The sequence below is a fragment of the Tateyamaria sp. ANG-S1 genome (assembly GCF_000814025.1).
Lineage (GTDB): Bacteria > Pseudomonadota > Alphaproteobacteria > Rhodobacterales > Rhodobacteraceae > Tateyamaria.
In genome coordinates this window covers 351,298-366,840 of the sequence record NZ_JWLL01000005.1, presented here as the reverse complement: position 1 = coordinate 366,840, position 15,543 = coordinate 351,298, and the positions used below count along the sequence as shown (strand labels likewise).

General features: G+C 55.9%; 17 protein-coding genes. 7 read left to right on the top strand and 10 right to left on the bottom strand.

Going from position 1 to position 15,543, the window contains the following annotated elements:
- From RA29_RS09110 to hemJ, 6 genes are all read right to left on the bottom strand, one after another.
- Window positions 1-810, bottom strand: coding sequence for an AAA family ATPase (locus tag RA29_RS09110; RefSeq protein WP_039685112.1), 810 nt, complete (start codon window positions 808-810; stop codon window positions 1-3).
- On the bottom strand, window positions 803-1,414 hold the full coding sequence (gene rsmG, locus RA29_RS09105) for a 16S rRNA (guanine(527)-N(7))-methyltransferase RsmG (protein WP_039685110.1): 612 nt from the start codon (window positions 1,412-1,414) through the stop codon (window positions 803-805). The genes RA29_RS09110 and rsmG overlap by 8 nt, the downstream gene beginning before the upstream one ends.
- Window positions 1,411-3,270, bottom strand: a complete 1,860-nt coding sequence (gene mnmG, locus RA29_RS09100) for a tRNA uridine-5-carboxymethylaminomethyl(34) synthesis enzyme MnmG (protein ID WP_039685917.1) — start codon at window positions 3,268-3,270, stop codon at window positions 1,411-1,413. The genes rsmG and mnmG overlap by 4 nt, the downstream gene beginning before the upstream one ends.
- A gap of 14 nt (window positions 3,271-3,284) precedes the next feature.
- Window positions 3,285-4,568 carry a tRNA uridine-5-carboxymethylaminomethyl(34) synthesis GTPase MnmE gene (gene mnmE / locus RA29_RS09095; RefSeq protein ID WP_039685108.1) on the bottom strand — a complete coding sequence of 428 codons (1,284 nt, stop codon included), beginning with the start codon at window positions 4,566-4,568 and terminating at the stop codon, window positions 3,285-3,287.
- Window positions 4,569-4,590: 22 nt separating this feature from the next.
- Window positions 4,591-5,862 carry a transcription termination factor Rho gene (gene rho / locus RA29_RS09090; protein WP_039685106.1) on the bottom strand — a complete coding sequence of 424 codons (1,272 nt, stop codon included), beginning with the start codon at window positions 5,860-5,862 and terminating at the stop codon, window positions 4,591-4,593.
- Between the two features lie 123 nt (window positions 5,863-5,985).
- Window positions 5,986-6,432, bottom strand: a complete 447-nt coding sequence (hemJ, locus tag RA29_RS09085; protein WP_039685104.1) for a protoporphyrinogen oxidase HemJ — start codon at window positions 6,430-6,432, stop codon at window positions 5,986-5,988.
- 412 nt (window positions 6,433-6,844) lie between these two features.
- On the opposite strand from hemJ, the gene RA29_RS09080 reads away from it, so the two are divergent.
- From RA29_RS09080 to dnaQ, 4 genes are read left to right on the top strand one after another with little or no spacing between them, the layout of a single operon-like run.
- Window positions 6,845-7,444: a Maf family nucleotide pyrophosphatase gene (locus tag RA29_RS09080; RefSeq protein WP_039685102.1), complete on the top strand. Its 600-nt coding sequence runs from the start codon at window positions 6,845-6,847 to the stop codon at window positions 7,442-7,444.
- A gap of 16 nt (window positions 7,445-7,460) precedes the next feature.
- Entirely contained in the window at window positions 7,461-8,291 is an 831-nt protein-coding gene (locus RA29_RS09075) for a shikimate dehydrogenase (protein WP_039685100.1), read from the top strand.
- The gene (gene coaE / locus RA29_RS09070) at window positions 8,288-8,881 is read left to right on the top strand and encodes a dephospho-CoA kinase (protein ID WP_039685098.1); all 594 of its coding nucleotides are present in this window, start codon (window positions 8,288-8,290) and stop codon (window positions 8,879-8,881) included. Before RA29_RS09075 ends, coaE begins: the two co-directional genes overlap by 4 nt.
- A complete protein-coding gene (dnaQ, locus tag RA29_RS09065; RefSeq protein WP_039685097.1) occupies window positions 8,874-9,560 on the top strand; it encodes a DNA polymerase III subunit epsilon in 687 nt (228 codons plus the stop codon). Before coaE ends, dnaQ begins: the two co-directional genes overlap by 8 nt.
- Before the next feature lie 47 nt (window positions 9,561-9,607).
- Here dnaQ and secB read toward each other — a convergent pair whose 3' ends face one another.
- The gene (gene secB, locus RA29_RS09060; protein ID WP_039685095.1) at window positions 9,608-10,093 is read right to left on the bottom strand and encodes a protein-export chaperone SecB; all 486 of its coding nucleotides are present in this window, start codon (window positions 10,091-10,093) and stop codon (window positions 9,608-9,610) included.
- Between the two features lie 62 nt (window positions 10,094-10,155).
- Window positions 10,156-10,623, bottom strand: a complete 468-nt coding sequence (locus RA29_RS09055) for an FxsA family protein (protein WP_039685093.1) — start codon at window positions 10,621-10,623, stop codon at window positions 10,156-10,158.
- A 115-nt stretch (window positions 10,624-10,738) separates the two neighbouring features.
- On the opposite strand from RA29_RS09055, the gene RA29_RS09050 reads away from it, so the two are divergent.
- From RA29_RS09050 to RA29_RS09040, 3 genes are read left to right on the top strand one after another with little or no spacing between them, the layout of a single operon-like run.
- Entirely contained in the window at window positions 10,739-11,398 is a 660-nt protein-coding gene (locus tag RA29_RS09050; protein ID WP_039685091.1) for a Tim44/TimA family putative adaptor protein, read from the top strand.
- A 41-nt stretch (window positions 11,399-11,439) separates the two neighbouring features.
- Window positions 11,440-12,429, top strand: coding sequence for a murein transglycosylase A (locus RA29_RS09045; RefSeq protein WP_039685088.1), 990 nt, complete (start codon window positions 11,440-11,442; stop codon window positions 12,427-12,429).
- Entirely contained in the window at window positions 12,426-13,016 is a 591-nt protein-coding gene (locus RA29_RS09040; protein ID WP_039685086.1) for a Smr/MutS family protein, read from the top strand. Before RA29_RS09045 ends, RA29_RS09040 begins: the two co-directional genes overlap by 4 nt.
- 8 nt (window positions 13,017-13,024) lie before the next feature.
- Here the strand turns inward: RA29_RS09040 and RA29_RS09035 are convergent, their stop codons facing one another.
- Together RA29_RS09035 and hslU are read right to left on the bottom strand one after the other, a co-directional pair.
- Entirely contained in the window at window positions 13,025-14,059 is a 1,035-nt protein-coding gene (locus RA29_RS09035) for an alpha/beta fold hydrolase (protein ID WP_193743502.1), read from the bottom strand.
- Window positions 14,060-14,179: 120 nt separating this feature from the next.
- Window positions 14,180-15,487, bottom strand: coding sequence for an ATP-dependent protease ATPase subunit HslU (hslU, locus tag RA29_RS09030; RefSeq protein ID WP_039685084.1), 1,308 nt, complete (start codon window positions 15,485-15,487; stop codon window positions 14,180-14,182).
- Window positions 15,488-15,543 lie beyond the last annotated feature (56 nt).

Sequence of the window (15,543 nt, the reverse complement as noted above, 5' to 3'; positions counted from 1 at the left end):
TTAGGCCCCCACTGCTGCATTGTTGGCGACCAGTTCTTTGGCCAGGTCACGATAGGCGATTGCGCCCTTGGACATGCTATCATACGAAAGAACCGGAAGCGCGAACGACGGCGCTTCACTTACTCGCACGTTGCGCGGTATCCGCGTCTTGAACACAATGTCCCCAAGATTATCACGCGCGTCCTGCTCAACCTGTTGGCTCAGATTGTTACGCGCATCGTGCATTGTCAGCACGACACCTTCGATCCGCAAATTGGGATTGCCGGTTTGCCGAACCTCCCGGACGGTCAGCATCAACTGCGACAGGCCCTCAAGCGCAAAGAATTCACTTTGAAGCGGCACCAATATGGAATGCGATGCGATCATCGCATTGACCGTCAAAAGGTTCAGCGACGGCGGGCAATCGATTAAAACGAAGTCAAACTCATAGGCGTCTATGTCAGTCTGCCGCAAAGCATCATGCAGCAAAAAGCTACGCCTTTCGTTTGAAATAAGCTCAATATCGGCCGAGCTAAGGTCAACGGTCGCTGGCACAATCGCAAGATCTTCGATATCCGTCGCGAGGATCACATCCTCTAGCGCAACATCCTCAAGCAACAGATCATAAGTCGTACGCTCGCGATCATCCATTTCGATGCCCAAACCAGTGGATGCATTGCCTTGAGGGTCCAAATCGACAACGAGAACCCTGTTTCCCAACTCAACCAATGCTGCGGCAAGGTTGATGGTTGTTGTGGTTTTGCCCACACCACCCTTTTGATTGGCGACAGAGATGATTTTGGGCCCTGGCGGCCGCGTGGGGTCAGACACGCTGGATATCCTTGATTTGCAGGACGACTGCTTCGCTTTTGGTTTTACTGTGCATCACTTCGTATGAAAACCGCCAGTTTCTTTCGGCATCGGCAATTTCACGTCGCCACTGTTCGCCCTTTTGAAAGACGCAAAGTCCGTCCGCCGCCAAATGGTGATCGGCAAAACCAAGCAACATATCAAGCGGTGCCAGAGCACGCGCAGATATTGTGTAAGCGTTCAGCGCAGCAATACTTTCAACGCGGCTGGCGATGACCTTCATGGGAATTTCCAGCTCTCGTGCGCAAGTGCGCAAAAAGGCCGCCTTCCTTTGATCGCTTTCAACGAGCGTCACCGAAAGATCATCGCCGAACCCGTCAGCAAGGATTGCAACAACAACACCTGGCAGGCCACCTCCGCTGCCGAAATCAACCCAGCCGCCATCCCGATCTATATACACTTGGGCACTGTCCCAGATGTGTCTGTCTTCCAAATCCTGAAGTGTTGATCGTGCAACCAAGTTGATTCTGGGATTCCACTTATGGATTAGCGCAGAGTAAGCATGCAACTTCTCCAATGTTTCACGTGAAACATCGTATGGCAGCCAATCAGGAACTCTGATCATGCAGATTTCTTTTCAAGCAGTCGAATCCGCCCAAGAATGAGGGCAAGTGCCGCTGGCGTCATTCCGTCGATACGCCCAGCTTGCGCCAGGTCCACCGGTGCAACCGTGGAAAGCTTCGACTTCAGCTCAGAGGAGAGACCTGAAATTTCTGAGTAATCGAAGCCAGCCGGGATCTTCAGCTGCTCATCCTTACGCAGTTTTTCAATATCCTTGCGCTGCCGCGCAATGTAGTTGGCGTACAAGGCATCACGGGCTATCTGCTCTTGAATGTCCGGCGCGTAGCCCTTTGCTTCAGGAACCAGATCAGCGATCTGCGCAAACGTAACATCCGGAAAAGCCAAAAGCTGAAACGGTGTTCTCTTTGTCCCATCCTGATTTATGCGAACGCCACGCGCTGCGATCTCTTTGGGCGTGAACTGAACCGCGTCGAGTTGCCTACGCAGGCCCGACAGCTTTTCCCGCTTCTGATCGAACAGCGAAAATCTTTCATCACTCACGCAACCGATCTGGCACCCAAACTCTGTCAGCCGTTGATCAGCATTATCTGCGCGCAAGGACAATCGAAACTCTGCACGTGATGTGAACATTCTATACGGCTCGGAAACACCGCGAGTCGTCAGATCATCAATCATCACGCCGATATAGCTCTCGTCACGGCGAAAATGCACCGGATCACCGTCCAACACAGCACTGGCAGCATTCAGACCAGCAACCAAACCTTGCGCAGCAGCCTCTTCATATCCGGTTGTACCGTTGATTTGCCCAGCAAGGAAAAGGCCGTTCACCCCACGCAACGCCAAACTTGCGTTCAGAGCGCGTGGGTCAATGTAGTCATATTCGATAGCGTAGCCCGGCTGCAGAATTTCGGCACGCTCCAGACCCACAATGGAATGCACGTATTGCAGTTGGACGTCTGCAGGCAAAGATGTGGAAATACCATTAGGGTAGATCGTATCGTCATTCAGACCTTCAGGCTCAAGAAAAACCTGATGGCTGTCTTTATCCGCAAAGCGAACGATTTTGTCTTCGATAGACGGACAATACCTTGGCCCGACACCCTCTATGTGCCCCCCATACATGGCAGACCTATCGAGGTTCTGGCGAATGATGTCGTGAGTCCTACTGTTGGTATGGGTGATACCGCAGGCGACCTGCGGCAGCGGCGCTGACTTGGACAGGAAGGAAAACAGACTTGGCTCTTCGTCCGCTTCTTGTTCCTCTAAAATGTCCCAGTTGATCGTTCTACCGTCCAACCTGGGCGGCGTCCCGGTTTTCAACCGACCCATCGGCAATCCAAAACCATCCAAACGATCAGCAAGCGGGACCGATGCGTCATCCCCAATACGTCCACCGGAATAGGACATATCGCCGATATGAATGACACCGCGAAGAAATGTGCCTGTTGTCAAAATAACCGCCGACGATGGAATTTCACTACCATCACTCAGCACAACGCCAGCGACGTCTTTACCGTTCATCCGAAAATCAACGACCTCGCCTTCGATGACTGTCAGGTTAGGCGCCGACTCGGTCAGCTTCAACATAGTCGCCTGATAGACGGTACGATCAGATTGTGTACGCGGACCTTGAACAGCCGGACCCTTACGACGGTTCAACAAGCGGAACTGGATGCCGGAAGCATCAGCGACCCGTCCCATGACTCCATCCATAGCATCAATTTCTCGAACTAGATGCCCTTTGCCCAAACCACCAATTGCGGGATTGCAGGACATAACCCCAATGCCCGAGCGCTTCATTGTGACCAAAGCCGTGGAAACACCCATGCGGGCCGAAGCATGTGCCGCTTCGGTTCCAGCGTGACCGCCGCCGATAACGATGACGTCAAAATGTTTCACGTGAAACACTCCCATCACTTACCCAGGCAAAAGCTGGAAAAGATTTCGTCCAAAAGGTTTTCTACGTCTACACGCCCGACGACAGCTTCCAAAGAGCGAATCGCGATGCGCATTTGGTCTGCAGCAATTTCGTACTGATCCGGACCTGCCGCAACCAGCACAGACGCCGACGATAAATCACTCAAGGCATTCTCCATCGCCGATCGATGCCGTTCGTGTGTGGCCAGGCCAGCGGACTGACTGCGGCTCAAAAGTGCCTGAGTCACTTCCTTGACCAAAGTATCAACACCATGGCCGCTAAGCCCAGATACGGAAGGCACTGCGTCCCTCCTGATATCCGCCTTTGGTGCACGCACCACATCGCCGTCTTGAACAAGAACACCCAAGTCTTCCCCGGGTTCAATCAGAAAAACACGCAAGTCAGCGTCCTTCGCGCGCGAAAATGCGCGCGCAATCCCTTCTGCCTCCAGCCTGTCACCCGTATCACGCAAGCCAGCCGTATCAAGAAGCGTCACCGGCAAACCGCCAAGATCCATCCGCACTTCAATGACATCCCGCGTCGTGCCAGCGATATCGGACGTGATCGCTGCATCGCGTTTTGCCAAAGTGTTCAGGAGTGTGGATTTACCAGCGTTTGGCGCACCTACAATGGCAACCTCGAAGCCCGTCCTGATCCTTTCAGCGGACGCAAAACCTTGCAGCTGATCATCAACGTCTTCGGTAACCTGCTTCAAGAGATCCAGCACTTCTGGCGTGACATCAACCGGAACATCCTCGTCCGCAAAGTCGATTGTCACTTCAATCAATGCAGCAGCACGAATCAAAAGGCTGCGCCAGACTTCAATCCGTTGCCCAAGCTCGCCGGAAACCGTGCGCAGCGCTTGTAGCCGTTGCGCTTCGGTCTCTGCCTCAATCAGATCGCCCAAGCCTTCGACTTGCGCCAAATCCATCTTGTTGTTTTCCAGGGCGCGCCGTGTGAACTCCCCTGGTTCCGCTAGCCGAGCGTCTGTTTTGGAAAGCTCTCTCAAAACGGCGGACACGACAGCGATACTGCCATGCAGATGAAGCTCAACCACATCTTCGCCGGTAAAGCTGCGTGGCGCGTCAAAGACAAGGACCAGCGCATGATCCAGAACCTGACCGTCTGAACGGCGCAGAATCCGCGTAGCCATGCCCCGAGACGCTGGAAGGTCAGAGCAAAGCTGCGTGGCGACTGCCTTCGCCGCCGCTCCGGATATACGGACAACGGCGACACCGGCACGCCCCTGCGCCGTGGCGAGGGCAAAGATTGTATCCATCCCTCTTCCTCCGGCGAATGGATCAGGTGTTCATGGAATCGAAGAACTCGCTGTTTGTCTTCGTCTGTTTCAACTTCGAAATCAGGAACTCAATGGCATCGGTGGTCCCCATCGGATTAAGGATCCGGCGCAGCACGAAGGTTTTCGCGAGGTCTGTCTTGTCGACCAACAAATCCTCTTTCCGTGTACCGGACTTGAGGATGTCGATAGCCGGGAACACGCGCTTATCCGCGATCTTACGATCCAGCACGATTTCCGAGTTACCAGTGCCTTTGAATTCTTCAAAGATCACCTCATCCATCCGGCTGCCCGTCTCGATCAGACCCGTCGCGATGATAGTAAGCGATCCGCCTTCTTCAATGTTGCGGGCCGCACCGAAGAACCGCTTGGGACGCTGCAGAGCATTGGCATCCACACCACCGGTCAAAACCTTGCCCGAGGATGGGACCACAGTGTTGAACGCCCTACCAAGTCTTGTGATCGAATCTAGTAAGATAACAACATCTCGTTTATGCTCGACCAGCCGTTTGGCTTTTTCGATCACCATTTCAGACACAGCCACGTGGCGCGTCGCCGGTTCATCGAAGGTCGAGCTCACAACCTCGCCCCGAACAGACCGCTGCATGTCGGTCACCTCTTCCGGCCGCTCGTCGATCAACAGAACGATCAGATAGCACTCAGGATGGTTTTCCTCGATGCTGGATGCGATATTTTGCAAGAGCACTGTCTTACCCGTCCGCGGCGGCGCCATGATCAGGGACCGCTGCCCTTTCCCGATAGGGGCCACAAGGTCGATGATACGTGCAGACCGATCCTTGGTCGTCGGGTCCTTCTTCTCAAGCGTCAAACGCTCGTCGGGATAAAGCGGCGTCAGGTTATCAAAGGCAATCTTGTGCTTTGCCTTTTCCGGCTCTTCAAAATTGATCTTCGTCGCGTTGGTAAGGGCAAAATAGCGTTCATTGTCGTCGGGCGCTTTGATCACACCCTCGATGGTATCACCGGTCCGCAGCGAATACTGCCGGATCATCTCGGGCGAAACATAGATGTCATCGGGGCCCGGCAGATAATTCGCCTCGGGCGAACGCAGGAAGCCAAACCCGTCCTGCAGAACCTCAAGCACACCGTCACCGGAAATCTCCCACCCCTCATCCGCGCGTTCGCGCAGGATCTGGAACATCATCTCACCCTTCCGCATGGTCGAGGCGTTTTCGATCTCCAGCTCCTCTGCCATGGCAAGGAGGTCTTTGGGGCTTTGCGCCTTGAGGTCAGCAAGGGCGAGGCGTTCTGCGGTCATGGGAATACTCTTGGCCCGCCGTTGTACAGCGGTGCGCGTCCAGTCAATTGTTATAGCTGTGTGCGATCCCCGGACGGGGTGCGAGGCAGCACATAGGTGCTGGAACCCGTGGAGTCAATGAAATCAGAACTTCACGACCACCGACAAGACAATCAGAACCATCAAAAGCGTTGGAACCTCATTCATCATCCGGTATTGGCGACCCGTCTTTACCGGTCCACCGGCGGCGAATGCCTTGCGCTGCTTGCCGAGCCATCCGTGAAAACCGGACATGGCAAGAATGCCAATCAGCTTCGTCCAGGGCCAAACGGCACCCCAATCGATCACACCAGGAATTGAAGCAAGCAGCAGCCCAAAAACCCATGTTGCAATCATCGCTGGGTTCATGATGACCTTCAGCAGCTTGTACTCCATCGTCTGGAACAAGGCATGGGTCTCTCCCTCAAGACCAACACTTTCTGTGTGGTAGACGTACAGCCGAGGCAGGTAGAACAACGCAGCCATCCACGCGATGACAGCCATGATGTGAAACGCCTTGATCCACGGATAGAGTGAGATGATGAAATCCATGTCTTCGCCTGCTCAAGTCGTTCTGCGCTACCCTTATAAATAAATATAAGAAAGAAAAGAGATGATGATTTGGTAGGGGCGTCGCGTTCTGTGGATTATCCCCTTACCCTACGCCTTACACACAGGTTGATACGTTTACCTGATTTGTTCATTGGACGGTGGATGATGTTATAAATATAAATAAAAACATATACTTACGGAAATCCTATACTGATGATAAATGTGGATAAGAGTGTGTGAAAACAATGAAATCCCTGTTTCTCCCCACGATGTAACTTGTCCTTGCTCACCCGGGACGAAACGTTGGCAGTGATCTTCAAACTCGCGGACAATGCTTGGTTCGGGCTGAACTATCTTGCCTTCACCGCTTTGATCCCGCACTTCCATCCCTGTGACACACAGGGATATCCACATGACCACCCCCATCATCCTTGCGTCCGGCTCGACAATCCGCGCGCAACTGCTGCGCAATGCAGGCGTATCCTTTGAAGTCAAAGCGCCCCGCGTGGACGAGGATGCAATAAAGCAATCGCTTTTGGCCGAAGCCGCCCCGCCCCGGGACATCGCCGATGCTTTGGCCGAGATGAAGGCGCGCAAGATCGCCGACAAAGTACCAGATGCCATGGTCATTGGTTGTGATCAGGTTCTTGCCTTCGACGGCGGTATTCTGTCAAAGCCCCGCGATCAATCGGATGCAGCCGAACAACTGCGCGCCATGCGCGGTGAGCGGCATATGCTCCTGTCTGCGGCCGTGATTTATCATGAGGGCAAGCCGATCTGGCGCCATGTCGGTCAGGTTCGTCTGCGGATGCGGAATGTGTCCGACACTTACCTGAATGACTACATTACCAGAAATTGGGATGACATCCGGCACTCAGTTGGCGCATATCAGCTAGAGGCTGAGGGGGTACGCCTGTTTCACAGCATCGAAGGGGACTATTTCAACGTTCTTGGGATGCCGCTGCTGGAACTGCTTGCTTTCCTGACGCTGCGCGGAGTGATCGACGGATAATCGAAGGCGGGTACGGATGAGCGACAAAATTCCTTTGGCGGGTGTCATCGGAACGCCCATAGCACATTCCAAGTCTCCGCAACTGCATCGACATTGGCTCAAGACGCTGGGGTTGAAAGGCGACTACATCCCCATGGATGTCGCCGCCCAGGACCTTGAGACGGTACTGCGCACTTTGCCCAAAGCCGGGTTCGTTGGTGTGAACATCACGATTCCGCACAAGGAAGCCGCTCTCGAACTGGCCGATCTTGTCACCGATCGGGCCACACTGATTGGGGCGGCGAATACGCTGATCTTTCGCAAGGACGGACAGATCCACGCTGATAATACAGATGGGTACGGGTTCATAGAAAACCTTAAGGCAGGTGCGCCTGACTGGGCACCTCAGTCCGGTCCTGCGACCGTTATTGGGTCCGGCGGTGCGGCACGGGCGGTGATTGCATCCCTTCTTGATGCCGGTGTGCCTGAAATCCTTTTGACCAACCGCACCCGTGTGCGCGCGGAAAAACTGGCCGATGATTTCGGCAAGAAGGTATCGGTTGTTGATTGGGTCCAGGCGGGAAATATCCTCGAAGATTCCGCTTTGATCGTGAACACGACATCCCTCGGCATGATTGGTAAACCGGCAATGCGCGTACCGCTCGACGGCCTACGCGCCGGTACGGTAGTGACCGATCTTGTCTATACCCCGCTAAAGACCGATCTTCTCGCCGCGGCGGAGGCTAAGGGATGCGTCACCGTCGACGGTCTCGGAATGCTGTTGCATCAGGCGGTTCCAGCGTTTGAGCGTTGGTTCGGCCGTCGCCCCGTCGTTGACAGCGCCACACGTGCGGCCGCTTTGCGATGACATTCAAGCTTGGCCTGACCGGCTCTATCGGCACGGGAAAATCGACCACGGCCGCGATGTTTGTCGAGGAAGGGTGCGCCTTGTGGGACGCCGATGCCGCAGTGCACCAGTTGTATGATGTGGGTGGTGCGGCGGTTGCACCTATGCAAGCGCATTTTCCTGATGCCGTAATCAACGGTGCCGTATCCCGTGACGCACTGCGCTCGATCATTTCCGGGGATCCGTCGGCCCTCAAACGGATCGAGGCGATTGTGCACCCGCTCGTCACAAAAGACCGGGCCGCGTTCATAGCCGAGACCATCGCGGACATCATCGTTTTTGACATCCCGCTTTTGTTTGAAACCGGTGGCGATGCAGCCATGGACGCGGTTGCTGTTGTCCATGTTGATGCCAAAACCCAACGCGCCCGTGTTCTGGCGAGGGGTTCCATGACAGAGGCACAGTTCGAAGCGATCCTCGCCAAGCAGATGCCAAGCGCAGATAAATGTGCCCGCGCGGATTTTGTCATCGAAACCGATACGGTTGAACATGCCCGCGCGCAGGTTCATTCTGTGGTTCAGCAGATCAGAAGCAGGCTCAAAGATGCGTGAAATCGTCCTCGATACAGAAACGACAGGCTTTGATCCCGAAAGCGGGGATCGGATCGTCGAGATCGGGGCGATTGAGCTGATCGGCCACGTCCCGACGAGCAACGTGTTTCACGAATACATCGACCCTGAACGGTCCATGCCACAGGAAGCGTTCGAGGTGCACGGGCTTGGCGATGACTTTCTGCGCGGCAAACCAAAGTTCGCAGAATTGGGCCAAAAGTTCGTAGATTTCATTGGCGACGCAAAGCTGGTGATCCACAACGCGGCCTTCGACATGAAGTTTTTGAACGCCGAGTTGAAATGGATGGGTCTGCCGCAAATTCCGTTTGACCGTGCGATCGACACGCTCGACATCGCGCGCCGCAGGTTTCCGGGTTCACCAGCGTCTCTGGATGCTTTGTGCCGCCGTTTCGGCATCGACAACTCGGCGCGGACGTTGCACGGCGCTTTGCTTGATAGTGAAATCCTGGCGGAGGTCTATCTTGAGCTGATTGGGGGTCGTCAGCCTGACTTCGGACTGTCCACCAGTAACAGCGGCACCAGCAACGCTGTTGAGGTCGAAGCATGGTCGCCTCCACCCCGCCCGCGCGCATTACCAAACCGCATCACGGCTGAAGAAGCCAATGCACACGCCGCATTTGTCGAAAAGCTTGGGGATCAGACGCTCTGGTCCAAATGAAAAAGCCCGGTGCGAACACCGGGCTTTTGCTTGGACTGTAAAACCGCTTAGTTGATGGTTTCTGACGGCGCTGCCTCCTTCTGACGGCGCGCGATTTCGTTGCGGTACAGCGATACGAAATCAATATTTTCCAGGTTTAACGGCGGGAAGCCACCGTCGCGCGTGACGTCGCTGACAACGCGGCGCAGGAAGGGGAAGATCATGCGCGGGCATTCGATCAGCAGAAAGGGGTGCATCTGCTCATCTGGTACGTTTTCGATGTGGAACATGCCGACATATTCGATCTCCAGCACGAACAGGACGCTGTCGCCCTCCTTGGCCTTGGACGTAACATTCAGTTTGATCGTGCTTTCGTACTGGTTTTCCTGCGCGCGCTTCTTGGCATCCAGGTTCACTTGCACTTGGACATCGGGCTGCACATCCGGTGCTGCGCCCTTTTGGGACACGATATTTTCAAATGACATGTCGCGAATGTATTGGCCCAGCACGCGCATCTGCGGTGCGGCGGGCTGCGTGGCTTGTTCTTCGGCCATCTGTTTCTCTCTCCGAGGCAAATAAAAGGTTGCAGGCTTGGTAACAGCTTGGTCCTCTGGCCTCAATGCTTGGTCCAGCCCGACGGGCCACGAACCTCACGTTGGTCTGGATCAACCTCGGTGTACTCACCATCAACGATGTTCGGGTCCCGCTGATGGGCGGTTTGCGTTGTAAAAGTTGTGACTTTGACGCGGGACTTTGCCCAGTGGAAAACGGCCAGCCGAACCGCTGGCACCAGAAGTGCAAAGCCGACGGCATCTGTGAAAAAACCGGGGGTCAGCAACAATGCGCCTGAAAACAGGATCATCGCACCATGAGCCAGCGCTTCGCTCGGATCACGCATCTGGTTGAACGAGGATTTCACCTGACCAAGCGCCTGCATCCCCTGCGCTCGGACCAGCATCGTGCCCAGAACGGCGGTGATGACGACAATCAGCAGGGTCCAGCCAAGACCAATCGCCCCTCCGATCTGAATGAACAGGGCAATCTCGATCAGCGGAACCAGAAGAAAGGCCAGAAACAGCCACATTCGAGCAATCCTTTCGTTTTACACAAGGGGCCGTACAGTGGACTTGCGTCCCCCGTGCACCTACATAAGTGACCGACGGCGCAATCGCCACCCGACCCCGAACGACGAGGATTGAATGAACTCTCCGCTTATCCAGTTGCTGGTGCTTGCAGGCATCGCTGTTTTCCTGATCTTGCGCCTGAAAAACGTGCTGGGGACACGCGAAGGGTTTGAACAGCCGCCGGTGCCTAAACAGGCGAATGACCGGTTGAACCGCCCGGATCTGGAGGTGATCGAAGGCGGCCCTGACCTTGATATCACTGACCACGTGGAAGAGGACAGTGATGCAGCCAAGGCACTGGCAGAGATGAAGCGCGTTGAACCGTCATTTCATGTGGCAGAGTTTCTGGGCGGCGCGCGCGGTGCATATGAGATGATCGTGATGGGTTACGAGAACGGCAACCTCGCAGAGATCGAGCCGTTCCTGTCCGAAGAGATATACGAATCCTTTGTTGATGGTGTTGCCGCCCGCGAAGATCAGGGCCTGACCATCGAAGCGGAGTTCGTGGGTGTCCGCGAACTCAAACTGATGGACGCGACCTTTGATCCAGCCACCAGCGAGGGCGAGTTGACGATCCGCTTTGTCGCAGAACTGAAATCTGCTGTTCGCGATCAGGGCGGAGATATCGTAGAAGGTAGCCTGACTGAGGTGAAGCGGCAGAAAGACACATGGGCCTTCTCCCGAACGATGGGTGCGGACGATCCGAATTGGGTACTTGTGTCAACCGACGCATAGCCCGGTTTTGCGCATCTTTTATCTGCGCCACATTCTGGGTCATGGCAGCTGCGGCGTCGGATATCAAATACACTGTCCTTGATTTTACATCCCTTGATGGGTGGGCGCAGGACGATCACGCTGCAGCGCTGACAACGTTTAGGAATACCTGTCAGGATATGGATGATCCCGATTGGACATCCTTGTGTGCCTTGGCCGGTGACGTTCCCGATGCGCGCGCCTTTTTCGAGCTGTTCTTTCGCCCGGTCCTGATCGAAGACGGCCAGCCAGCCTTGTTTACAGGCTATTTTGAGCCGGAGTTGGACGGCGCGCTGCGTCGCAGTGCGCGCTACCGTTACCCGGTTTACGCTATGCCGCCCGAAGCGCGCACCATTCGCCCCTGGTTGACGCGCCGTCAGATTCTTGAGGGCCCGTTTATGCAGGGCAGAGGTCTGGAAATTGCCTGGGTCGATGATCCGGTGGAATTATTCTTTCTGCAAATTCAGGGCTCAGGTCGGATCCGCTTGCCGAACGGACAGATGATCCGTGTTGGTTATAGCGGCTTCAACGGCCACGAATACCGTTCTATCGGCGCAGAGCTTGTGCGGCGTGGGACCTACGCCGCGCATCAGGTCAGCGCTCAGGTCATCCGGAACTATGTCCAGCGTAATCCCGTTGTCGGAAAAGAGTTGCTGTATCACAACCCGTCCTATGTCTTCTTTCGCGAAGTCAGCGAAGTGCCCGCCGAGCGTGGGCCACTGGGAGCCATGAACAGGTCCATCACAACACTGCGGTCCATCGCCGTTGATCCAAAGTTCGTGCCTCTTGGCGCGCCGGTCTGGATCGAAAAGGATGGGGCCGATCCGCTCCGTCGCTTGATGATCGCGCAGGATACCGGGTCAGCGATCAAGGGCGCACAACGCGCCGATGTGTTTTACGGCACGGGCGATGATGCGGGCCGCGCCGCCGGTCGCTTGCGTGATCCAGGTAAAATGATGGTGCTGATGCCGATCCAGCGCGCCTATGCCCTGCTGCCAGAGGGTGCGATATGACACGTCGCGAGTTGCGGCCGGAGGAAGAGGATCTTTGGCGACGGGTGGCCGACAAGACCGAACGCCTTCATCCTGAAAAGCCGTTCCATCCGGATGATTTCGTTACGACACCGCCACCCTCCCCTCGTTCCAGACCGACTTTTGAAGTTGCGCCTGCTCGTCAGACGTCGCGTACTTCTGGTCCGAAAACGTCGGTGAATCTGTCCCCGTCCATTGTCGATCAGGTTGCCGCGCAACCCGTCCAGATGGATCGCAAGGCGTTCACCCAGATGAGGCGCGGCAAGCTCAAGCCAGAAGGCAAGCTTGATCTGCACGGGATGACCATTGACCGGGCGCACCCTGCTTTGACCCGCTTCATCCTGTCAGCCCATGGGCAGGGCAAACGTTTGGTTCTTGTGGTTACGGGCAAAGGTAAGCATCGCGATGACGATGGGCCAATCCCGGTTCGGTTTGGTGTGTTGCGGCATCAGGTGCCTCAATGGCTATCGATGCCGCCCTTGTCTTCGGCTGTGTTGCAGGTGAGTCAGGCCAACGTAAAGCATGGTGGCGGCGGCGCTTACTATGTCTATCTACGCCGACAACGGTAGTGCGCCTGTCACCGGGACTCACCAGGAATGATGTCGTTGTTTGTAACGCGCACCGGTGCCCGGACACGGCGTGCGCCGGGGATCGTCAAAACGGTGCCGGGTCGCCCACGCAAGAACTCACGGTCGAGGTCGGACGATCGCCGCAGAAGTTGGATCAGTGCGGGCGATCCCCCGGCAACAAAATGGTTACCTGATCTTCGGTCTGTGAAGGCAGTGACATCCACGACAGTGATTGGCAAATCGGCGACCGAGTCTGCGTTTTGGATGTTCCCGAGTTGCGATCGTTCTCCACGCAGGCGTGAGGATACGCGCAGGATGGCATCCTTGCGCGACACCATCACCACAAAGGGATCGGGTGCCGTCTTGATGCGCGAGAACTGACTGCGGAACACATCGACATTGATGTCCGGTGACAGCAGGATCACGGCGCTTATGTTGCGACCGGTCCATCCGGGGTCTGCTATTTCAAGCTGGCGCAGAGTTTCCATCACCAGCGCGCTGCCCATCGAATGTGCGACCAGAATGATGTCCGGCTGCCCTGCAGATCGGATCAATCGCAGCATGTCCGCCAATCCATCCCGTGCGAACAGCGCGCTGTCGCGGTCGTACTCATACCCCAACGGGTTGCCCCGGCTGGGCCAGGAATAGGCGACATGTGTTCCGGGGATTTCAAGGTCTTCCGCCAATTGAGCCAGGCGAAAGGCGGAATCACTGAAGCTGTTGTTGAACCCGTGAACAAACAGCGTCACTTCGCGTTGATCAGTGGGTTGCGACCGTATGTCGGCCTCAAGCGCTGCGCGGAAACCCTGGTCTGATCTGAACCGATCAAGACCGGCCATGACAAAGTCGCGGCCTAGCTTTGGACGCTCTTGCCCATCAGACACTGTCCCCAGCGCACGCCCCGGTGGGAGCGAGATGGTCGCTTGCAACAGGTTCAGCGACGCTGATCGCCCGATCCCATATTCACCGGCATCGTTAATCCCGCGCGTCGTACCGATAAAGACGTCACGGTTCGTGCCGATGTCCAAAGCCGCTGGAATCACGGGCGCCGCCGTTCTGTCGCTACAAGATGCAAGCGCAAGGACAAGAACCAATAGTATTGCGCGCATGTCAAACCCGTATACGTTCAATAACCCGGATGTACCCGAGCGCTGGGCAAACGGCTATAGGACGTACCGGCTCACATCGGTTGATCGCGCAAGTTCGCCGAGATGCGTTTCGACAAAACCTGCATCAACCGTAATGCTGTCCCCTGCCCGATCTGGTGCCGTGAATGACAACTCTTCGAAGACACGTTCCATCACCGTGTAGAGCCGACGCGCACCGATATTTTCGACGCTTTTGTTCACATCAGCTGCGATGCGGGCGAGGGCACGGATGCCTTCCGGCTCAAAGGTCACGGTGACCTCTTCGGTTTTCATAAGCGCGGTGTACTGCAGGGTCAGCGCGTTGTCCGTTTCATCAAGAATGCGGACAAAATCGTCTTCTGTCAGATCCCGCAATTCAACCCGAATGGGCAAGCGCCCCTGCAATTCCGGCAGCAGGTCAGAGGGCTTCGCGATGTGGAAGGCACCGGATGCGATGAACAGGATGTGGTCCGTCTTGACCGGACCGTGCTTGGTGCTGACGGTTGTACCTTCGATCAGGGGCAGCAGATCGCGTTGCACACCTTCGCGGCTGACATCCGCACCGCGTGCGTCGGAGCGTGCGCAGACCTTGTCGATCTCGTCCAGAAAGACGATTCCGTTCTCTTGAACGGCTTCCAAAGCTGTCTTCGTTACCGTTTCGTCGTCCAGCAGCTTGTCGGCTTCTTCCCCGATCAGAACCTCGTAGCTTTGCGCGACGGTCAGCTTCTTGCGCACGGTACGTCCGCCCAGCGCTTTGCCAAAGATATCGCCAAGGTTCATCATGCCCATGCCGCTGCCTGGTTGGCCGGGGATGTCCATGGTCGGGAACGGGTTGCTGGTATCCGCCACTTCCAGCTCGATCACGGTGTCATCCAGTTCGCCCGCCTTCAGCTTCTTACGAAACATCTCCCGCGTGCCATCGCGTGCATCTGTTCCAGCGATGGCTTCGATCACGCGGTCTTCTGCGGCCTTGTGCGCGTTTGCTTTCACATCTTCGCGCATATGATCGCGCGTCTGCGCGATGGCGGCATCGACCAGATCGCGAATGATCTGTTCCACATCGCGACCGACATAGCCGACCTCGGTAAACTTGGTTGCCTCAACCTTGAGGAATGGCGCACGTGCCAGCTTGGCCAAACGGCGGCTGATCTCGGTCTTGCCCACGCCAGTGGGGCCAATCATCAGGATGTTCTTGGGATAAACCTCGTCCCGTAGATCATCGCCCAATTGCTTGCGGCGCCAACGGTTGCGCAGCGCCACGGCCACGGCGCGCTTGGCGTCCTTTTGTCCAATGATGAAACGATCAAGTTCCGAGACGATTTCGCGGGGGGTCAAGTCAGTCACAAGCGGCTCATTTGTTACAAATGTCCCGCCTTACCTATGCGAAATCAGCCGAAACG